This is a genomic window from Paraburkholderia sp. BL18I3N2, from assembly GCF_003001875.1.
GTDB classification, from domain to species: Bacteria; Pseudomonadota; Gammaproteobacteria; order Burkholderiales; family Burkholderiaceae; genus Paraburkholderia; species Paraburkholderia phytofirmans.
This window is the reverse complement of record NZ_PVNC01000007.1, coordinates 1-21,359: the sequence shown is the minus strand read 5'-3', so window position 1 is coordinate 21,359 and position 21,359 is coordinate 1. Positions and strand designations below refer to the sequence as shown.

13 protein-coding genes, 1 tRNA gene and 1 pseudogene are annotated in these 21,359 nt (G+C 63.1%); 8 read left to right on the top strand and 7 right to left on the bottom strand.

The genetic code is table 11. The features are described 5' to 3' along the window. Positions 1–73 precede the first annotated feature (73 nt). A pseudogene (locus B0G75_RS19895) lies at positions 74–2,175 on the top strand (prolyl oligopeptidase family protein). 20 nt (positions 2,176–2,195) lie between these two features. Here B0G75_RS19895 and xth read toward each other — a convergent pair. Beyond that, positions 2,196–2,972, bottom strand: a complete 777-nt coding sequence (xth, locus tag B0G75_RS19890; RefSeq protein WP_106309229.1) for an exodeoxyribonuclease III — start codon at positions 2,970–2,972, stop codon at positions 2,196–2,198. Between the two features lie 170 nt (positions 2,973–3,142). Between xth and B0G75_RS19885 the strand changes: the two genes are divergently transcribed. Next, a complete protein-coding gene (locus tag B0G75_RS19885) occupies positions 3,143–3,430 on the top strand; it encodes a hypothetical protein (protein WP_012433597.1) in 288 nt (95 codons plus the stop codon). 89 nt (positions 3,431–3,519) lie between these two features. Next, a tRNA-Met gene (locus B0G75_RS19880) sits at positions 3,520–3,596 on the top strand. A gap of 101 nt (positions 3,597–3,697) precedes the next feature. Here the strand turns inward: B0G75_RS19880 and B0G75_RS19875 are convergent. Next, positions 3,698–4,396 carry an aspartate/glutamate racemase family protein gene (locus B0G75_RS19875; RefSeq protein WP_106309226.1) on the bottom strand — a complete coding sequence of 233 codons (699 nt, stop codon included), beginning with the start codon at positions 4,394–4,396 and terminating at the stop codon, positions 3,698–3,700. Between the two features lie 205 nt (positions 4,397–4,601). On the opposite strand from B0G75_RS19875, the gene B0G75_RS19870 reads away from it, so the two are divergent. After that, positions 4,602–5,894 (top strand): amidohydrolase family protein, encoded by a 1,293-nt coding sequence (locus B0G75_RS19870; RefSeq protein WP_106309223.1) that lies wholly within the window; start codon positions 4,602–4,604, stop codon positions 5,892–5,894. Positions 5,895–6,004: 110 nt separating this feature from the next. On the opposite strand, the gene B0G75_RS19865 is transcribed toward B0G75_RS19870, so the two are convergent. Then, positions 6,005–8,113, bottom strand: a complete 2,109-nt coding sequence (locus B0G75_RS19865) for a M3 family metallopeptidase (protein WP_106309221.1) — start codon at positions 8,111–8,113, stop codon at positions 6,005–6,007. Positions 8,114–8,438: 325 nt separating this feature from the next. Between B0G75_RS19865 and B0G75_RS19860 the strand changes: the two genes are divergently transcribed. Next, on the top strand, positions 8,439–9,554 hold the full coding sequence (locus B0G75_RS19860) for an acyltransferase (RefSeq protein WP_106309218.1): 1,116 nt from the start codon (positions 8,439–8,441) through the stop codon (positions 9,552–9,554). A gap of 236 nt (positions 9,555–9,790) precedes the next feature. On the opposite strand, the gene folD is transcribed toward B0G75_RS19860, so the two are convergent. The 4 genes from folD to fixL all read right to left on the bottom strand — a co-directional run bounded on the left by folD (position 9,791) and on the right by fixL (position 15,742). Next, positions 9,791–10,651, bottom strand: a complete 861-nt coding sequence (folD, locus tag B0G75_RS19855) for a bifunctional methylenetetrahydrofolate dehydrogenase/methenyltetrahydrofolate cyclohydrolase FolD (RefSeq protein ID WP_106309215.1) — start codon at positions 10,649–10,651, stop codon at positions 9,791–9,793. Between the two features lie 374 nt (positions 10,652–11,025). Continuing rightward, complete coding sequence (locus B0G75_RS19850) at positions 11,026–11,967, bottom strand: DUF2950 domain-containing protein (protein ID WP_106309212.1); 942 nt, start codon at positions 11,965–11,967, stop codon at positions 11,026–11,028. 617 nt (positions 11,968–12,584) lie between these two features. Next, positions 12,585–13,229, bottom strand: coding sequence for an oxygen response regulator transcription factor FixJ (gene fixJ, locus B0G75_RS19845; protein WP_006051254.1), 645 nt, complete (start codon positions 13,227–13,229; stop codon positions 12,585–12,587). After that, a complete protein-coding gene (fixL, locus tag B0G75_RS19840) occupies positions 13,226–15,742 on the bottom strand; it encodes an oxygen sensor histidine kinase FixL (RefSeq protein WP_106309995.1) in 2,517 nt (838 codons plus the stop codon). Before fixL ends, fixJ begins: the two co-directional genes overlap by 4 nt. 275 nt (positions 15,743–16,017) lie before the next feature. Here fixL and aceE point away from each other — a divergent pair, with 275 nt between their 5' ends. From aceE to B0G75_RS19820, 3 genes are all read left to right on the top strand, one after another. Then, positions 16,018–18,714, top strand: coding sequence for a pyruvate dehydrogenase (acetyl-transferring), homodimeric type (gene aceE / locus B0G75_RS19835; RefSeq protein ID WP_012433579.1), 2,697 nt, complete (start codon positions 16,018–16,020; stop codon positions 18,712–18,714). Between the two features lie 87 nt (positions 18,715–18,801). Further along, positions 18,802–20,466 carry a dihydrolipoyllysine-residue acetyltransferase gene (gene aceF, locus B0G75_RS19830; RefSeq protein WP_106309209.1) on the top strand — a complete coding sequence of 555 codons (1,665 nt, stop codon included), beginning with the start codon at positions 18,802–18,804 and terminating at the stop codon, positions 20,464–20,466. A 264-nt stretch (positions 20,467–20,730) separates the two neighbouring features. Continuing rightward, positions 20,731–21,359 (top strand): biotin/lipoyl-containing protein (locus tag B0G75_RS19820; RefSeq protein ID WP_146142527.1); only part of this gene is annotated, 629 nt, incomplete at its 3' end.

Genomic DNA, 21,359 nt, shown 5'->3' with positions numbered 1-21,359 from the left:
CTCATTCGCTTGTCGAACGAGTCACGCGCTCCCTCAAGGCATAATCAACGCTGTTTTCATTCGACAGCCGACGATGCCCGCACCTCGCACTCTCACCGCTCCTTTCTCCTGGCCGCTTTCTCCCGATCCCTTTCTGTCGCTCGAAGCGCTCGACGACCCTGACGCGCTCGCGTGGGTCGAACAGCAGAACGCGCGCACGCGCGCCGCATGGTGCAGCAGCGCGGAGTTCGCCTCGCTCAGGCAGCGGCTCGCCGACGCCTATCTGCCCCGCGAACGTCCGGTGATTCCCGACCGCTGGAAGGATTCGGCTTACGACCTGTGGCAGGACGAGCGTAATCCCAAGGGCATCTGGCGGCGTACGACGTGGGCGGCATGGCGTGGCGGCAAACCGGAGTGGCAGAACCTGTGCTCGACTTCGACGCGCTCGGCGCCGCCGAAGGCACGCCGTGGGTGTGCGTGGAGCTGGACATTCTTTATCCCGATGGCGACCGCGCGCTGATCACGCTGTCGCCGGGCGGCTCGGACGCGCTCGTGGTGCGCGAATTCGACATCGACGCGCGACGCTTCGTCGACGACGGTTTCGTGATCGCGAAGGCCGGCAAGCACACGGCGTCGTGGATCGGTCGGGACACGCTTTACGTCGGCTGGGATAACGGCCGCAAGAGCTTGACGCGCTCCGGGTATCCGCGCGAAGTGCGGCGCTGGACGCGCGGCACGGCGCTCGCCGACGCGCCTGTGGTGTTCAAGGGCGCGTTCGGCGATATCGGCGTGGAAGCACACTACGATCCGGTCGAGCAGCGGCATACGGTGGTGAGCAGCGTCGATTTCTTCGATTCGCACACGTACTACCTCGATGACGCCTACGGCGCCGCCGACGCATGGCACCGCTACGAGGTGCCGTCGCATGTCGCGGTGAGCGGCTGGCAAGGCTGGCTGTTGCTCGAGCCGCGACTCGATTGGGACTGCAATGGCGCGCACTATCCGGGCGGCGCGTTGCTGGCGATTCGCGAAGATGTGTTCCTGCGCGGCGAGCGCGACGTCCTGCCGTTATTCACGCCGACGCCGCAAACCTCGGCCTGCGAATGGACGCATACGCGCAATCATCTGATCGTGTCGTATCTGGAGGATGTGCAGAACAAGACCTTGCTATTGACGCCGTCGCAAGCCGACAACCAGGCGTGGCATTGGCAGCAACGCGTCTTCCCGACGCGCGACGATGCGCAAGCCGACGTGTCGCCCGTCGAGCCGACGCTCGACGACGAAGTGTTCGTCGATACCGACGACTATTTGCAGCCGCCCGCGTACTGGCTCGCCGACCTTGCGCGCGACGACCTGAGCGAATGGGAATTGCTCGACCGCTGGCCGACGCAATTCGACGCGACGCAATTTACCGTCACGCGCGCTCACGCAGTTTCCGCGGACGGCACGCGCGTGCCGTACACCGTCGTCGGCCCACGCGATGCGCAACAACACGCGCGCCCGTGCCTGCTCAACGGTTACGGCGGCTTTGCGATTCCGTTGCTGCCGAGCTATCTAACCGGGCAAGGCGTCGGCTGGCTGGCGCGCGGCGCTGTGTACGTGGTCGCGCATATTCGCGGCGGCGGCGAGTTCGGCACGAGATGGCATACGGCCGCGCAAGGCAAGGATCGTCAGCGCTCGTTCGACGATTTCATCGCGGTGGCCGAGGCGTTGATCGACACGGGTGTGACGAGCGCCGCACAACTCGGCATACAGGGTGGCAGCAACGGCGGTTTGCTGGTGGCGGCGTGCATGGTGCAGCGCCCCGAGCTGTTCGGCGCCGTGGTGTGCGAGGTGCCCTTGCTCGACATGCGCCGCTATCACCTGCTGCACGCGGGTGCGTCATGGATAGACGAATACGGCGATCCCGACGAGCCCGATGAAGCGGGCATGCTGGCCGCTTATTCGCCGTATCACCGCGTGGCGGCGGACGTTGCGTATCCGCCGGTGCTGTTCACCACATCGACGGCCGACGACCGGGTGCATCCCGGCCACGCGCGCAAGATGGCCGCGCGCATGCAGGCGCTGGGCGCGCAGGACGTGTGGTATCGGGAAAATACGGAGGGCGGGCACGGCGGTTCCGATGAACTGGAGCAGGCCGAGCACGACGCGATGGTGTTCGAGTTCCTGTGGCGTACGTTGAACCCGTCAACGTAGCCTGACTTGATGACGAACGATCAGCCGAGTTGCGCCACGACCGGCGCGTGGTCCGACGGCTGATCCCATTTGCGTGGCACCTTGTCGATGTCGCAGGACGAGCACACGTCGGCCAGCGCCTTCGACAGCAGAATGTGGTCGATGCGCAGCCCCGCGTTGCGGCGGAACGCCATCATCCGGTAATCCCACCACGAGTAGATTTTCTCCGGCTGCTCGAACTGGCGGAATGCGTCGAGGAGACCGAGCTCGATGAACCGCACGAACGCAGCGCGTTCTTCCGGCGACACCAGATTCTGGCCTTCCCACGCTTTCGGATCGTGCACGTCGCGATCTTCCGGCGCGATGTTGTAGTCGCCGAGCAGCGCGAGCTTCGGATGCAGCGCCATCTCGCTCGCGATCCAGTCGTGCAGCGCAGCAAGCCAGCGCAGTTTGTACGCGAACTTGTCGGTGCCCGGCGCCTGGCCGTTGGGGAAATACGCGGAGATGATGCGCACGCCTTCGATGGTTGCGGCAATCACGCGTTGCTGCGGATCTTCAAAGCCCGGAATGTTCCGCACGATGCTGCCTTCGTCGACCGTCAGGCCGCCGCGCACCAGAATGCCGACGCCGTTATAGGTCTTCTGCCCGGCGAACCAGCTGCGGTAACCTTTCTCTTCGAGTTCGGCGCGCGGGAATTTTTCGTCCGGCAGCTTCAGTTCCTGAAGGCACAGCACGTCGGTGCCGCTGGTTTCGAGCCAGTCGATCACATGCTGCTGGCGGACTTTGAGGGAGTTGACGTTCCAGGTGGCGATTTTCATGACATTCTCTTTTTTTTTGCGTGATTCCGATAGTCCCGCATCTTATCGCGCGAACGGGGAGGCGGTGAAAATGGCCTGTCGCCGCATCGAAAATAAAAGCGCGAGCCGCTCATGCCACGGCGTATAGTGGGACGACTCACACTCGCGCTTTTGCGCACCGGGGAGGCATCATGGCCGAACTTTACCCAGCTCTTTATAAGGACTTCGAAGTGCATCCGCTGGTGTTTTCGCGGGCGTTCGACAAGTTCGACGGTCACAAGCGCCACTCGGAAGGATACGACGTCGCGGTGCGCGTCTGCCGTCCGGGCGCGATCAGCGGCTCGAAGGCGAGCCGCGTATTTCGTCTCGTGCTGCCGGTCACGTTCTCCGATTTCGGCGTGGCCAAACGCAGCGCGAGCCAGTACGGCGCGGATATCATCGACGGCAAGGTGGAAGGCGCGACGGTCCAGGATTTGTGAGTCGCGTGTGCGTCATTTCACGAGCGTGAAATAATTCGCGCGATTGTTTGACGTCTTGCGAACATCTCTATACAATCCGTTTTCTCTGACGCGGGGTGGAGCAGTCTGGCAGCTCGTCGGGCTCATAACCCGAAGGTCGTAGGTTCAAATCCTACCCCCGCAACCAAGCATTGTTGAAAGCCCGCTGGCGCAAGCCACGCGGGCTTTTTGACTTCTGGCGTGCATACGTTGAAGCGCATGCGTTGAAGCACACGCACGCATCCACCTTCACTCCGAATCAATCGCCCATTCCACCGCCGCTTGCGCATGCAACGCAGTCGTATCGAACACGGTCAACGCGGAATCTTCCGGCTTGATCAGCAACGTGATCTCCGTGCAGCCGAGAATCACCGCCTGCGCGCCACGCGCGGCGAGCGCTTCGATCACACGCTGATACACCGCGCGCGAAGCGTCGTTCACTTTGCCGTGGCATAGCTCGTCGTAAATGATGCGATGTACGTCCGCGCGTTCGGCTTCGTCGGGAACGAGTGTCTCGAGGCCGTAGCGCTCGCGCAGGCGTCCCGTGTAGAAAGTTTGCTCCATCGTATAGCGCGTGCCGAGCAAGCCCACCCGGCCGATGCCTGCCGCGCGCAGCGCGCTGCCGGTAGGATCGGCGATATGCAGGAAGGGCACGTCGATCGCCGCTTCGATCGATTCATACACGCGATGCATCGTATTGGTCGCCAGCATCACCAGATCGGCGCCGCCGCGTTCGAGTTGGCGCGCGGCGTCGGCCATCTGCTGGCCGAGCGCGGTCCAGTCGCCCGCGCGCTGGTTCGCTTCGATCGGCGCGAAGTCGACGGTGAGCATCAGACTGCGCGCGTTATGGTGGCCGCCGAGGCGCGCCTTCGCGTGGCGGTTGAGGAGCTTGTAGTACTCGGTGGACGATTCCCAGCTCATCCCGCCGATCACGCCGATCGTTTTCATGTGCTTGCTCCGTAAGTGGATGACGGCGCGGCATCGACCGTCTGTCCGGCGAGTATAGGCGGGCGGCGCGTGGCACTGCCGGTACGGATCGCGCGCCGCTCGCCGGTACGCCCGGATGAACAAACGTCGAACAAAATCGCCGCCACGCGCTTTCTGACGCCGATAGAATCGTAGTCAATCAGGACGGGGTCAAAGGGAGCGATAGATGGATCTGATCATCCGCCGCGCGATGCTGCCGCCGGGCGCCGCGCCGCAACATAAAGAGCCGGTCGATATCGGCATTGAAGCGGGCCGCATCGTTGCGGTCGAACCGAATCTGGCCGCCAACGCGCGCGAGGAAATCGACGCCGCGGGCTCACTCGTCACGCCGCCGTTCGTCGATCCGCATTTCCATATGGACGCAACGCTCTCGTACGGTCTGCCGCGCGTGAATGCGTCGGGCACGCTGCTCGAAGGCATCGCGTTGTGGGGCGAACTGAAGCCGGACCTGACGCAGGAGGCGCTGATCGAGCGCGCGCTGCAGTATTGCGACTGGGCCGTCGCGCGCGGATTGCTGGCCATCCGCAGCCACGTGGATGTGTGCGATCCGCGCCTGCTCGCGGTCGAGGCGCTGGTCGAAGTGAAACGCCGCGTCGCGCCGTATCTCGACCTGCAACTGGTGGCCTTTCCGCAAGACGGCGTGCTGCGCAGCCCGGGCGCTTTCGAGAACCTCAAGCGCTCGATCGCGATGGGTGTGGACGTGGTCGGCGGCATTCCGCATTTCGAGCGCACCATGGCCGACGGCGCGCAGTCCGTGCGCCTGTTGTGCGAGTACGCGGCGGAGCAGGGCTTGCGCGTCGACATGCATTGCGATGAATCGGACGATCCGATGTCGCGGCACATCGAGACGCTCGCGGCCGAAACGCACCGGCTCGGGTTGCACGGGCGCGTCACCGGTTCGCATTTGACCTCGATGCATTCCATGGACAACTACTACGTCAGCAAGCTGCTGCCGCTGATGCGCGAGTCGGGCGTCGCGGCGATCGCGAATCCGCTGATCAACATCACGCTGCAAGGACGCAGCGACACGTACCCGAAACGCCGCGGCATGACGCGCGTACCGGAGATGATGGCGGCCGGCATCAACGTCGCGTTTGGTCACGATTGCGTGATGGACCCCTGGTATAGCCTCGGTTCGGGCGACATGCTCGAAGTCGCGCACATGGGGTTGCATGTGGCGCAGATGACGGGCGTCGACGGTATGCGCGCCTGTTTCGACGCGGTAACGGTGAACGCCGCGCGCATTCTCGGTCTGGAAGACTACGGCATCGCGCCGGGATGCGCGGCCAATCTCGTACTGCTCGACGCGCGCGATCCGGTGGAAGCAATTCGTTTGCGCGCCGCGCGCCTTGCGGTGGTGAGCCGCGGCAAAGTGGTGAGCCGTGCGCCGGCCGCGCGCGCGACGCTGTCGCTCGAAGGCCGTCCTGCGCAAGTGGATTTCAAGCTGCATCGCGGCTGAAAGCAACGAGGCTCGGAGCTTCGCGCGAAACAAAAAAACCGGTGCCTGCATAACGCAGGTCACCGGTTTCTTATCGGCGCATGCAGAGCACCGACGTTTGCATCAACCGATCAATGCGGCGCGCACGGCGACATGCCGTTGTGGCGCAGCAAGGCGTCGATATTCGGCTCGCGGCCGCGGAACGCCTTGAACGATTCCATCGCCGGGCGGCTGCCGCCCACTTCCAGAATCTCCTTGCGATAGCGCAGGCCGGTCGCCTGATCGAGCACGCTGCCGCTTGCCGTTTGCGCCGCTTCTTCGAATGCCGCGTAGGCGTCGGCGGAGAGCACTTCAGCCCACTTGTAGCTGTAGTAGCCTGCCGCATAACCGCCCGCGAAAATATGGCTGAACGTGTTCGGCCAACGCGAGAACGGCGCCTGCGGCACGACATGGAAGCGCTCGTTGATTTCGCTCGCGAGTTCGGTGGCGTTCTTCGTGCCGGACGCGTCGAAGCCGGTATGCAGTTGCATGTCGAACATCGAGAACACGATCTGACGCAGAGTGCCGAGACCACTCTGGAAATTCTTCGCGGCGAGCATCTTGTCGAACAGATCGCGCGGCAACGGCTTGGCCGTTTCGACGTGCGAGGTCATGTCGCTCAACACGTCCCACTCCCAGCAGAAGTTCTCCATGAATTGCGACGGCAGTTCGACCGCGTCCCACTCGACGCCGTTGATACCCGACACGCCCAGTTCATCGACGCGCGTGAGCATGTGATGCAAACCGTGGCCGAACTCATGGAACAGCGTGATGACTTCGTCGTGCGTGAAGCAGGCGGGCTTGCCGCCGACCGGCGCCGAGAAGTTACAGGTCAGATAGGCGACCGGCGTTTGCACGCTGCCATGCGTATGTTTGTGACGGCCGCGCGCATCGTCCATCCAGGCGCCGCCGCGTTTGCCTTCGCGCGCATACAGATCGAGGTAGAACTGCGCGACGAGGCCGCCGTCCTGATTCTCGACGCGGAAAAAGCGCACGTCCGGATGCCACACGGCCGCTTCGTCGCGACGGATACGCACGCCGAAGAGTGTCTCCGTGACCTTGAAAAGACCCTTGAACACGGCGTCTTCCGGGAAGTACTGTTTGACTTCGTTCTCGGAGAACGAGTAGCGCTTTTGACGCAGCCGCTCAGCGGCGAACGTCATGTCCCACGGTTGCAGCTCAGTCATGCCGAGTTCGTTCGCAGCGAATTCGCGCAGTTCCTTCCAATCCTGCTCGGCGTGCGGGCGCGCACGCGTGGCGAGGTCTTCGAGGAAGCTCATCACCTGGGCGGGCGATTCGGCCATTTTCGGCGCGAGCGAGACTTCGGCGAAGTTGTTGAAGCCGAGCATGTGTGCTTCTTCGGCGCGCAGTTTCAGCTGTTCCGCGAGCACCGCGGTGTTGTCCCACTCGGGCTTGCCGTTGCCGTATTGCGGGCCGAGTTCGGAAGCACGCGTGACATAGGCGCGATACATCGCTTCGCGCATCGGACGATTTTCCGAGTACTGCATCACCGGAAAATAAGACGGGAAGTGCAGCGTGAACTTGTAGCCGGTTTTGCCTTCGCGTTCGGCCGCTTCCTTCGCGCCTTCGATCACGTCTTCGGGCAGGCCTGCCAGTTGCGCTTCGTTGCCGGCTTCGACGACATACGCGTAAGCGTTGGTCGCATCGAGCACGTGATCGGAAAACGCCTTCGAAAGCGCCGCCTGGCGTTCCTGCAATTCGGCGAAATGGGGCTTCTGGTCTTCCGGCAATTCCGCGCCGGACAGGCGGAAATCGCGCAGCGCATTGCCGAGGATTTTCTTGCGCTCGCCGGTCAGCGATTCGAACTCGACGCTGGCATTCAACGCCTTGTACTTCTCATACAGAGCGAGATTTTGCCCGACGCTCGACCAGAACTCGGTGACGCGCGGCAGATTCTCGCCATACACGGCGCGCAGCTCGGGCGTGTCGGCAACCGCGTTCAGATGGCCGACCACGCTCCAGGCGCGCGACAACGGTTCGGTGGCGCGCTCGACCGGCTCGACCACATCGGCCCATGAAGCGGGCGTGATCGGCTGGGCGGCGCGCTCGACGGCGGCGGCCGCATCGGCGAGCAGCACATCGAGGGCGGGCGTGACGTGTTCGGGGCGAATTTCGCCAAAGCGCGGCAGGTCGGAGAAATCGAGGAGCGGATTGTCGTGATTCGAGGCGGTAGTGGACATGAGGCTTCCTGTCTGACGCGGGTGAACGGGTAATCGGTGCATCGACGGGCGTCCCCCGAGGGGACTGCCTTTGGGGCGCGCGCTATGACGCCCCAAAACAGCCGATACAGACATTATTGGGGCAGGGCGCGTTGATTCCAATCCGTCGGCAGACAAATTATCAGATGTCGCGGCTCTGTGCGCGAGCGCGATATCGCGGCCGAGCGCCTCGCGCGCCAAAATTTCGCCGTTGTGCTCTGTGCGAAAGCGCACGGTTTCGATTGCTGCCATGCGGCAATGTGGAGCGTCGCTATCGGTCGGCGGCGTTTTCTGCAAAGAGGTATCGATGAATCCGCTTTCGGACGCACTCGCGCATAAGGGCAATAATTTCGATCTCGTGCGGCTGCTCGCCGCCATTGCCGTCGTGTATGGCCATTCGTACGTGCTTCAGGCGCCCGACGGCACTACGGATTGGGTCCAGAACGCGTTGGGCTTCGACGGATTCGGCGCGCTGGGCGTCTACGCCTTCTTCCTCCTGAGCGGCATGCTGGTGACCGCCAGCTTCGACCGGCAACGCTCGGTGCCGCGCTTCGCCGTGTTGCGCATCGCGCGGCTGTGGCCGGCGGTGGCGGCCGGGTCGCTGGTGACGGTGTTCATCGTCGGTCCGCTCTTTACGACGTTGACGCTGCGTGAGTATTTCGCCTCCGGGATGACGTGGGCCAATCTCGACAACTTCTCGACTATCGTGCGCAGCGCCGGCTGGGCGCTGCCCGGCGTGTTCGAGCACAACCGCTATCCGGTCGACATTTGCGGACCGCTGTGGACGCTGCCGGTTGAAGTGCGCTGCTATCTGCTCGTGCTCGTGACCGGCATGGTGGGTTTGCTGTCCAGCTCGCGCGGCGTGATGCTCGCGGCCGCGCTCGGCTGCGCCTTCTTCATGCTGCACGTGGATCACGCGCATTGGCAGATCGGCTTGCGCGATTTCAGCGAAACGCCGGACGGCTATTCGTTCTGGCCGGAGCCGTTTTTCATGCTGGGCATGCTGCTGTATGGCTGGCGCGAACGGATCGACATTAACGGTTTGACCGCGCTGGCGTTCACGATGGTGTTTCTGGTGTTCCGCGATACGGCCGGTGCGCAGCCGCTGTTCTATCTGGCGTTCGTGTACGGCGTGCTGTGGATCGGCACGACGCCGCTCCTGCGGCGCTTCGTGCCGCGTCACGACTACTCGTACGGCATCTATCTGTACGGCTTCATGGTGCAGCAATGCGTCGCGAACATCGCGCCGCAGTTGAACCATGTGACGGCGGTGTTGATCGCCGCGCCTGTCATTCTGCTGTGCGCGGCGCTGTCGTGGCACTTCGTGGAGCGGCCGGTGCTGAAGTGGTGCCGCGGACGTCTGGCGCGGTCGTCGACGCCGGTTGCGGCGGGTATGCCTGCTGGCGATCAAGCCGTGCGCTGAGATGCGCTGACGTGAGAGGTGCGCGTGGCGCCGATGGATGCGGATACTCTGGCAAGACGCCAAGGCCGTAAGCATCCGGATGCCGGCGAGGTGGCTTCGCCGGCGCTCAGGCAATCAATGCGCGCTAAGAAGCGTGGCGCGCGTTAGCGCCGATGGATGTCGATGCCTTGGCACAACGCCAAGGCCATAAAACCGCGAAGCCGGCGAAGACCCTCGCCGGCTCCTCTCCAGCCGCTTTACGCGTTCGCTGCCGCTTCGCGCTCGGCGGCTTCGATCGTGTTGACGAGCAGCATGGTGATCGTCATCGGGCCGACGCCGCCCGGCACCGGCGTGATGTAGCCGGCCACTTCCTTGACGCCCGCAAAATCCACGTCGCCGCACAGCTTGCCGGCTTCGTCGCGATTCATGCCGACGTCGATCACCGCCGCGCCCGGCTTCACCATCTCCGCCGTGAGAATGTTGCGCAAGCCGGTGGCGGCGACCACGACATCCGCGTTGCGCGTGTGAGCGGCCAGATCGCGCGTCTTGCTGTGGCAGATCGTGACGGTCGCGCCGGCTTCGAGCAGCAGCAGCGCCATCGGCTTGCCGACGATGTTCGAGCGGCCGATCACCACCGCGTTCGCGCCTTGCAACGGAATCTCGTAAGCGGCGAGCATTTTCATGACGCCGTACGGCGTGCACGGACGGAACAACGGCTGGCCGGTCATCAGCGCGCCGGCGTTGGCGACGTGAAAGCCGTCCACATCCTTTTCCGGCGCGATCGCCTCGATCACCTTGTGGCTGTCGATATGCGGCGGCAGCGGCAGTTGCACCAGAATGCCGTGAATCCGCGGGTCGCGGTTCAGTTCGTCGATGCGCGCGAGCAGTTCGGCTTCCGGCAGATCGGCCGGATAGCGGTCGAACGACGAGCCGAGTCCGTTGTCGTGGCACGCCTTCACTTTGTTGCGCACATACACTTCACTGGCCGGATTGTCGCCGACCAGCACCACCGCGAGGCCCGGCTGATGGCCGCGGGCGGTGAGGGCGGCGGCGCGCGCGGCGACGTCGGCGCGCAGGGTCTTGGAAAGGGCTAGGCCGTCGATCAGTTTGGCAGTCATGGTCGGGTCGAGATGGGCAGTTTGGAAAGCGGGGCGGGGCGCAGACGCTCGTGCGTGCCGCGCGCGATGGCGCTTTTCAACGGGAATGGGTCGGCACGTGAAAAGCGCGCGGCGCGAATCGGGGTTAAGCGGCGCTGCAAAGTGCGACATTATACCGGCCCTGCCAGGCATGCCGCGTACGGATTCCAGGCTGCGTGGCCGCAGTGGGGACGCGGGCCGCGCGTGCTTCACATGGTGGGCACGGATGCCCGCTTCGAGCGGCGGCGGCCACAGGTGCGCTGCCAGACGCCTGTTCGGCGCCGCGCGTGCCGGCCGGGAGCCTGGTGCCTGCCGCCTGGCGCAGCGGCCGCAGGCTCGGCTGTCAAACGCGACGGCTAAGGCTCGACCGCCTGCCAGCCGGAACCCGGATCGAATGCCGTGATGGCGGCAGCCGCGTGCGTGGTGCGCGGCCCGAGGTTCTTCTGATAGACCTGGCCGTCCTGGTTGACGATGAAACTCATCACGCCGGTCCTGCCATATTCGGCTGGCGATGCGATCAGTCCAAACCCTTTGCTCAGCACGCCGTTCTCGACGTAGTTGTCGGCGCCGCCCTTCGCGTGCGCTCCTTGGGCCGTGAGAATGCGGAAGCGATAGCCGTGATACGTCTCTTCCGGCCGCGTGCCGTCGGGCCTGGCGGCGGCAAGCGGTCCAAGTGGGCTTTCCACTTCGCCGGGCGCCGCCGTCCAGTACAGGCCGTCGTGCTGTCCCGGCGTACTGATGAAGCGCTGCGCGTAGTGCCGGGTCAGGTTGCGATAGTCGTATTGCGCATCGAGATACACGAGCGAGGTCAGGATCGCGCCGTGTTCGTTGCGGCCGATGCGGCGTGTCAGCATTTCATCGCGTCCCGCCGGCGGATCGAAACGCCAGCCTTTGGTCGACTGTACGAGCGGAATCGGCAAGGTCCAGCCGCTGTCGCCGACCATCAGATGCGCGGTGGCGCGGCCTTTGTCATTGACCGGATCCTCGACGATCTGATGGTTTTTCGACCATTCGCCCAGGAACTGATAGATGTCATCCTGGCCGATGCCTTCGGTCGGAATGAAGCGATGAAAATCGCCGCCGAGCACGCGCTTGAGCGCGTCCTCGTCGTTGCGGGCGAGGGCTTCGACGAAGGCGTTGGCGGCGTCGTCCGCGCTGGGATAAACCGCCTGGGCATGCGCGGGGATCGCGCTGATCAGCAGAACCGGTGCCAGCACCAGTGTGCCGGTGGTGGCGAGAGCGATCGCCGATGTCAGGACCTGGGCGCGCAGCTTGCGCTTTGAGAATAGATGCATCATCGGATTGCTTCCTTTTTTGTTCAACGGTTGCGGCCGGATTGGTGCTCGGCTGCGTCCTCCCGGTGGGGTTTATACGACGAGATGCCGATGCGCAGCACGGGCTGCGTCGCTTCGCCGCGATGGAAAATGGCGCGTCGGATCGGTGGCGGGTACGTGCTCGGAAGGCTCGAATGACACGCACTACGGCGCGGAAAACGCTTGAATCGCGCCCATTGTTTCGCATCACCAGGCGATGCCGGATGCGGCCTTTCGCAGCACGCGTCGCTCCCGCGTTGATCGCCGCGTCGGCGACGTTTGCTGAGGAATGCTGGGTAAATCAAGGAGGGCGCGTCCTGATCCGTCGACCTTGTCGGAGGAAAAGAACTTGTTGCGGATCGGGGTAAGCGACTGCTGACCGATGCGTATTATTTTGCGCGAGCCAGTTGCGCCGAAATCACGCGGTTAGTGTGATTGCCGTGCGATGGAGGAGATGAAAAAGCGCGGGGAAATATGAGGGAAAAGAGGGGCGAGACGGGCCGGACTCTTCAATAGCCCGGCCGTTGATGCGCAGTCACTTCTGATCCGGCGACGTCTCTCCCAAAGGCTCTTGCTTCGGGGTGCGTGCCGCCGGTTGCGGTTTATTGCGCCGGTTGCGGCTTGTTCGACAGCGCCAGTCGCAGCAGATCGGCGACCGTGTTGACGTTGAGCTTTTCCATGATGTTCGCGCGGTGCGCTTCGACTGTCTTGATGCTGATGCCGAGGTCGTCGGCGATCTGCTTGTTCAGGCGGCCGGCGATAATGCGTTCGAGCACCTGATGCTCACGTGCGGTCAGCTTGCCGAGACGCTCCGCTGCGGCGCGCTGCTGCTGCACGCTGGTGCTTTCGCTACGCGCCTTGTCGAGCATGCGCTCGACCAGCTTGCGCAACTCGGCTTCGTCGAACGGTTTTTCGATGAAGTCCATCGCGCCTTTTTTCATCGTGGACACGGCCATCGGCACGTCGCCGTGACCCGTCACGAAGATGATCGGCAGCGATGCGTTGTCGGCGATCAGGCGTTCCTGCAATTCGAGTCCGCTCATGCCGGACATCCGCACATCCAGAATCAGGCACGCGATCTGGCCCGGATGCTGATGCGGCTGCCATGCGTCGATGAACTGCTCGGCGCTGGAGAAGCATTGCACGCGGTAGCCGTTCGCCTCCAGCAGCCAGCGCAGCGAATCTCGCACGGCCTCGTCGTCATCGACGACAAAGACAGTTTCCTGTGTGGTGACTGGGCTATTCATAGCTCTCCCGTAACGGTTTGTGGTGTCGGCGCCTGTGTCCCGCCGTTGCTCGGGCCATCAGGCTCTCCAATAGGCAGACTGCAATGGAACGTGGCGCCTGTGATGTGGCCGTCAGATTCGACGTTATTCACCACCCACAGACGGCCCCGGTGCGATTCGATAATCGAACGGCAAATGTTCAGCCCCATGCCCATGCCATCGGACTTGGTGCTGTAAAACGGTTCGAACAGCCGCTCGGCTGTCGCTTCGTCGACGCCCGGCCCCTGGTCGACGACGCTGATGCAGACAAACCCGCTCTCCAGCCGCACGACGACGCGGATCACCGGATCGACCGCATTCGGACGGGCCTCGGCCATTGCTTCGGCGGCGTTCTTCAGCAGGTTCACCAGCACCTGCTCGATCAGCACCGGGTCGACGTAGATCACCGGCAGGCGCGAGCGCAGATCCGTGACGATGCGGATGCGGCGCTTCCTCGCCTCGATTTCGGCGAGGCCCACGGCGTCGGCGACGATATCGGCGACGCGCGTCGCCTGGCGCTTCGGCTCGCTGCGCTTCACGAACTCGCGAATGCGCTTGATGATCATGCCGGCCCGCACCGCTTGCTGGGCGGTTTTTTCGAGCACGGGCAGCAGATTGTCAGGCGTCGTCCGTCCGGATTTAACCAGCGCCACTGTTCCGGAGCAATAGTTATTGATCGCGGCGAGCGGTTGATTCAGTTCGTGCGCGAGCGACGAAGCCATTTCCCCCATCGTCATGAGGCGGCTGGTGAACTGCAGCTTCTCGTCCTGCTGGCGCGACAGTTCCTGCGCCTGCTTGCGTGTGGTGATGTCGGTCGCAATCTGCATCTGCGCGAGGTGGCCGTCCACCCACTGAATGTACTGGCGGCGCACTTCGAACCACTTTTGAATGCTCTGCACGTAAATTTCCTGCGCATCCGCGGTGCTTTCGGTCAACGCGGCGGCGGGCAGGCCAGCGTATGTGTCCACCATATCGATCGAATCGGACGACGCCTGTGCGCTATCGAACCCGCCGCCCGCCAATTCCAGATGGCCGTCCGGGCGAATGCCGAACAGATGCCGGTAATAGCGGTTGGCGAACAGCAGCTCGGCTTCGTCGGCGGCCAGCACGGAGACGGCGGCGTCGAGACTTTCGAGCACCGTGGTGAAGCGCTCGTGCGCCGCGGCGAGTTCTTCGCGCGCGCGCTTCGGCTCGGTGATGTCGGTCATCGACGACATCCAGCCGGTCTGGCGGCCCGAGCTGTCGATCAGCGGCGACACGTAGAGACGAGCGTGGAACAGCGATCCGTCCTTGCGGCGCACCCGCAATTCGAAGCCGGACGAGGGCGCCTTGCCGCGCAGCGTCATGTCGAGCTGCCGCTGCATTTCGGGGTAAGCGTCGCGCGGCCAGTAGGCGAACGGCGCGTTCTTGCCGACCAGGTCGCTTTCGTCCCAGCCGGTCATGCGGCAAAAGGCCGGATTGACGTGGGTGATGCGCCCATGCATGTCGAGCACCCGCATGCCGATCAGCACCGAGTTCTCCATCGCGCGGCGGAAGAACGCTTCGGCGTACAGCGCCTGCTGCGCCTCGAAGCGTTGCCGCGTGTGTTTCCACAAGCTCCACAGGCTCCACAGCACGAAACAGGACAGACCCGCCACCAGCCACACCAGCGTGTTGTTGGTGAAGTTGGTCATCTGCGGGAACGCGTAGACGCGCACCGAGACGCCCTGGCCCGGCGGATCGAGCGGCAGGTCGTAGAACATGTCGCGCGGCAGGCGCGGGCGGGTCGACGTGGTGGTCAACTCGCGGTTGTTCACGTCGATGATCGAGATTTTGTATTTGGCGGACAGCTCAGGCGGAATGTCGTGCTTGAGGATTCCTTCCACCGAGAACACGGCGGCGATCGTGCCGAGAAAGTCGCGGTCGCGGAATACCGGCGTTTGCAGCGTGATGTAGCCGTTGCCGACGTCGTCGTAGATGAGCGGCGAATACACCTGGCGGCGCGTGTTGCGCGCCTCGGTGAAGGCGGCTTTGACGGCTTCGTCCATCTGCGCGTCGTTCGGCTTGGCCAGACGCTGGCCGAACACGGGCAACGCGGTATTGGGCCAGCGCGGTTGCTGCGCGCTGGTGTACCAGTTCATGTAGAGGATCTCGGGATGTCCCTGCATGATGTCCGTGGTGGACACCTGGAACGAATGCGGATCGGCGCGGCCGGCGACCAGATCGCGCGCGAGCGCCTGGATCTGTTCCTGCGCGCCGGTCATGGACAGGCGGATCTGCTGCTGCGCCCATGCGACGTTACGGTAAAGCGTGTCTTCCTGCTGTTGCTGTTCGCGCCGGTTCAGGCTCCACAAAATCAGACTCATGACGACCAGGAAGACCAGGATCGACAGAAGCGGCGTGAGCAAATAGGAATTGGACCACCATGGTCCATGGTGCCAGCGGGAGGACGGCGTCGAATCCGCGGGCGAACCGGCGGTGCGCGCCGAGCGTGCGAAAAGCCGTTCGGTCAACATGCGTGGCATTGTAGCGCAGCGTGAAGCTAGCAAATGGCGCAAAAAAGCGCGGAAAGGACCATTAATCGGCGCAAACTAGCCAGCGTATCCGTCGATCGGCAGTCAAATCAGGTTGCGCCGCAACAATTTTCCGCATTATGAGATTCAATCTCGTAATTCGAAAATTTTGTTGCGTTGACGTCGGGACCCTTATTACAATCGGCCGAAGCTGCCGCGGCCGTGCTTCGTCCGCGTCGTCTGTTCAAAGAGCGTTCCTCTACATCCAGGAGACGAGCATGTCCGCTGTACCCGACGAAGTCATGAAATATGTCGCTGCTGAAAAAGACGACGATCCCCAGGAAACCGGCGAATGGCTTGAAGCGCTGGATGGCGTGATTTCTGCTGTGGGCCCAGATCGCGCTCACTACCTGATCGAGAAACAGATCGAATTCGCCCGTGTGCATGGCGAACATCTGCCGTTCTCGGCCAACACGCCGTACATCAACACGATCCCGGTTTCGCGTCAGGCGAAGATCCCCGGCGATCAGGACATCGAACACCGCATTCGCTCGTACACGCGCTGGAACGCCATCGCGATGGTGCTGCGCGCCGGCAAGGACACCAACGTCGGCGGCCACATCGCCTCGTTCGCCTCCGCCGCCACGCTGTACGACGTCGGCTACAACCACTTCTGGCATGCGCCCTCCGCTGAACATGGCGGCGATCTCGTGTTCGTGCAGGGCCACTCGTCGCCGGGCGTCTACTCGCGCGCGTTCCTGTTGGGCCGCCTGACCGAGAACCAGCTCGACAACTTCCGTCAGGAAGTAGGCGGCGAGGGCATCTCGTCGTACCCGCACCCGTGGCTGATGCCGGACTTCTGGCAATTCCCGACCGTCTCGATGGGCCTCGGCCCGATCATGGCGATCTATCAGGCGCGCTTCATGAAGTACATGCAGGCGCGCGGTATTGCGAAGACCGATGGCCGCAAGGTCTGGGCCTTCCTCGGCGACGGCGAAACGGACGAGCCGGAATCGCTCGGCGCGATCGGCATGGCCGGCCGCGAACGCCTCGACAACCTCGTGTTCGTGATCAACTGCAACCTGCAGCGACTCGATGGTCCGGTGCGCGGCAACGGCAAGATCATCCAGGAACTGGAAAGCGAATTCCGCGGCGCCGGCTGGAACGTCATCAAGGTCATCTGGGGCAGCCGCTGGGATGCGCTGTTCCAACGCGACAAGTCCGGCGCGCTGATGCGCCGCATGATGGATGTGGTCGACGGCGAATACCAGACGTACAAGTCGGAGTCGGGCGCGTATGTGCGCGAACACTTCTTCAATACGCCGGAACTGAAAGCGCTGGTCGCCGAATGGTCCGACGAGGAAATCTGGAACCTGAATCGCGGCGGCCACGATCCGCACAAGATCTACGCGGCGTTCCAGGAAGCGTCGAATTCGAAGGGCCAGCCGACCGTCATCCTCGCGAAGACGATCAAGGGCTACGGCATGGGCGAAGCCGGCCAGGCAATGAACATCACCCACCAGCAGAAGAAGCTGCACGTGGATCAGTTGAAGAAATTCCGCGATCAGTTCCGCCTGCCGATCGCCGACGACGACCTCGTCAACGTGCCGTATCTCAAGTTCGAAGAGGGTTCGAAAGAACTCGAGTACATGCGCCAGAAGCGTATGGACCTCGGCGGTTATCTCCCGGCGCGTCGCCAGAAGGCCGAGTCGCTGCCGGTGCCGGAACTGTCGGTATTCGAGCCGCTGCTCAAGGGCACGGGCGAAGGCCGCGAGATCTCCACGACCATGGCGTTCGTGCGGATCCTGAACATCCTGCTGAAAGACAAGGCGCTCGGCAAACGCATCGTGCCGATCGTGCCGGACGAGTCGCGTACCTTCGGTATGGAAGGCCTGTTCCGTCAGATCGGTATCTGGAATCAGGAAGGCCAGAAGTACGTGCCGGAAGATTCCGACCAGCTGATGTTCTACCGTGAGTCGGAAACCGGTCAGATTCTGCAGGAAGGCATCAACGAAGCCGGTGGTATGTGTGACTGGATCGCGGCCGCGACGTCGTACTCGACGCACGGCGAGATCATGATCCCGTTCTACATCTTCTACTCGATGTTCGGCTTCCAGCGTATCGGCGACCTCGCATGGGCAGCTGGCGACATGCGTTCGCGCGGCTTCCTGCTGGGTGGTACGGCCGGCCGCACGACGCTGAACGGCGAAGGTCTGCAACACGAAGACGGCCACTCGCTGCTGTGGGCGGCTTCGGTGCCGAACTGCATCAGCTACGACCCGACCTTCGGTTACGAACTCGCGGTCATCATGCGGGACGGCCTGCGCCGCATGGTCGCGGATCAGGAAGACGTGTACTACTACATCACGGTGATGAACGAGAACTACGAGCACCCGGCGATTCCGCAGGGCGACTCGGTGGAAGCCGACATCATCAAGGGCATGTATGCGTTCCGTAAGGCCGAAGCGGACAAGAAGGCGCCGCGCGTGCAACTGATGGGCGCGGGCACGATCTTCAATGAAGTGATCGCCGCCGCCGACCTGCTGAAGAACGACTGGGGCGTCGCCGCCGATCTGTGGAGCGTGCCGAGCTTCACCGAACTCGCGCGCGAAGGCCACGAAGTGCAGCGCTGGAACCTGCTGCACCCCACCGAAGAAAAGAAGCTCTCGCACGTCGAGAAGCTGCTGAAGGACGCACAAGGTCCGGTCATCGCATCGACCGATTACGTGCGCGCGCTGACCGAGCAGATCCGCGCGTTCGTGCCGCAGAAGTTCGTCGTGCTGGGCACGGATGGCTACGGCCGTTCGGACACGCGCGAAAAGCTGCGCCACTTCTTCGAAGTCGACCGCTACTGGGTTACGGTTGCCGCGTTGAATGCACTCGCAGATGAAGGCACGATCGAACGCAAGGTAGTCGCCGAGGCGCTCAAGAAGTACAACCTTGATCCCGCCAAACCCAACCCGATGACCGTCTAAGGCATCATTCCCCGTGTGCCATGGCGTGCGCGCCCGCTCCCGCATTTGCGGGAGCAGGCCGCGTGCGCGGCCCAGGAGACACTAACAATGAGTCAAGCGATCGAAGTCAAGGTGCCGGACATCGGCGATTACAAGGACATTCCTGTGATCGAGGTGCTGGTGAAGGCGGGTGACACCGTCGAAAAAGAGCAATCGCTCGTTACGCTGGAATCCGACAAGGCGACCATGGACGTGCCGAGCTCGGCCGCCGGCGTCGTCAAGGAAGTGAAGGTCAAGGTCGGCGACAACGTGTCGGAAGGTTCGCTGATTGTCGTGCTGGAAGGTGCGGAAGGTGGTGCGGCTGCACCAGCTCCGGCTCCGGCGCCTGCTGCTGCTCCGGCTCCGTCGGCGGCGCCGGCTGCGGCCCCCGCGGCTGCACCCGCGCCCGCTGCGAGCGGCGGCGGTCTGCAGGAAGTCAAAGTGCCCGATATCGGCGACTACAAAGACATTCCCGTGATCGAAGTCGCGGTGAAGGTCGGCGATCGCGTCGAGAAAGAGCAGTCGCTGGTAACGCTCGAGTCCGACAAGGCGACCATGGACGTGCCGAGCTCGGCTGCCGGCGTCGTCAAGGAAGTGAAGGTCAAGGTCGGCGATACCGTGTCGGAAGGCTCGGTGATCGTGATCGTGGAAGCGGAAGGCGGCGCGGCTGCGGCCCCCGCTCCGGCTCCGAAGCAAGCGGTCGAGAAGCCGTCGGATGCGCCGGCCGTTCCGTCGCCGGCTCCTGCGGCTCCGTCGGCGCTCGCTCAGGCGCCGGTGATTCCGGCTGGCGAAGGTGGCGCGCGGCACGCGAGCCATGCGTCGCCGTCCGTGCGTAAATTCGCGCGTGAGCTCGGTGTCGATGTGACGCAGGTGCAGGGCACGGGTCCGAAGAACCGTATCACGCAAGCCGACGTGACCGCCTTCATCAAGGGCGTCATGACCGGTCAGCGCGCTGCGCCGGCTGGTGCGGCTGCACCAGCGGCCGCGGGCGGTGGCGGCGAGTTGAACCTGCTGCCGTGGCCGAAGGTCGACTTCACGAAGTTCGGTCCGGTCGATCCGAAACCGCTGTCGCGCATCAAGAAGATTTCGGGCGCGAATCTGCATCGCAACTGGGTCATGATTCCGCACGTCACCAATAACGACGAAGCGGATATCACCGAACTCGAAGCACTGCGCGTGAAGTTGAACAAGGAATACGAAAAGTCGGGTGTGAAGATCACCATGCTGGCTTTCGTGATCAAGGCCGTGGTCTCGGCTTTGAAGCAGTTCCCGACGTTCAATGCCAGCCTCGATGGCGATAACCTGGTGTTCAAGCAGTATTTCCATATCGGTTTTGCGGCCGATACGCCGAACGGTCTCGTCGTTCCAGTCATTCGCGATGCGGACAAGAAGGGGCTGATCGATATCGCCAAGGAAATGGCCGAGTTGTCCAAGCTCGCGCGCGACGGCAAGCTCAAGCCGGATCAGATGCAAGGTGGGTGCTTCTCGATTTCTTCTTTGGGTGGTATCGGTGGCACGAACTTCACGCCGATTATCAATGCGCCTGAGGTCGCCATTCTTGGTCTGTCGCGTGGCGCGATGAAGCCGGTTTGGGATGGCAAGCAATTCGTGCCTCGGCTGACTCTGCCGCTTTCGTTGTCGTATGACCATCGGGTGATCGATGGTGCCGCGGCGGCCAGGTTCAATGCGTATCTTGGGGCGCTTCTTGCCGATTTCCGGCGTGTGATTCTTTGATCGTGTAGTTGCGTGGGACGCGGGTTCCTTTCTGTTTCTGTTATCCGCGTCTCTCTGTAGAACCTGATTTCTTGTCGGTCTATTAGCGTCGCCCCTGTGCGGGGCGGCACCTACTTTTCTTTGTCTTCCAAAGAAAAGTAGGCAAAAGAAAGGCGCGTCCTTCGGCGGACAGCAAAGGATGATTCTGTTCGCCGCGTTGCCAGCTTGTAGGCTGCTTTTTTTCGGTTCTTCCTTCATCACGATCAATACGAGAAGGGGACACTAATGAGTCTCGTCGAAGTAAAAGTGCCGGATATCGGTGACTTCAAAGACGTCGATGTCATCGAAGTCAATATCAAAGCGGGCGATGTCATCGAGAACGAACAGGCTCTCATGACGCTCGAGTCCGATAAGGCCTCCATCGAAGTGCCGAGCGATACCGCCGGCACGGTCAAGGAAGTTCGCGTCAAAGCCGGCGATAAAGTCTCGCAAGGCACGGTGATCGCGCTCGTCGAAACGTCGGCGGATGCAGCGCCCGCGAAAGACGCACCGAAGGCTCCGGCCAGGGAGCCTGAAAAGGCGCCCGCTCAAGCGGAAGCCAAACCGCAAGCGGCGCAGGCGGCTCCGGCTAAAGCTGCCGCGCCCGCTCCGCAGGCGGGTAGCTTCTCCGGCAACGCGGATATCGAATGCGACATGCTCGTGCTCGGTTCGGGCCCCGGCGGCTATTCGGCGGCGTTCCGTTCGGCTGACCTGGGTATGAAGACGGTGCTGGTCGAGCGCTACTCGACGCTCGGCGGCGTGTGTCTGAACGTGGGCTGCATTCCGTCGAAGGCGCTGTTGCATACCGCGCTCGTGATCGACGAAGCCGAAGCGCTCGGCTCGCACGGCATCACGTTCGGCAAGCCGCAAATCGA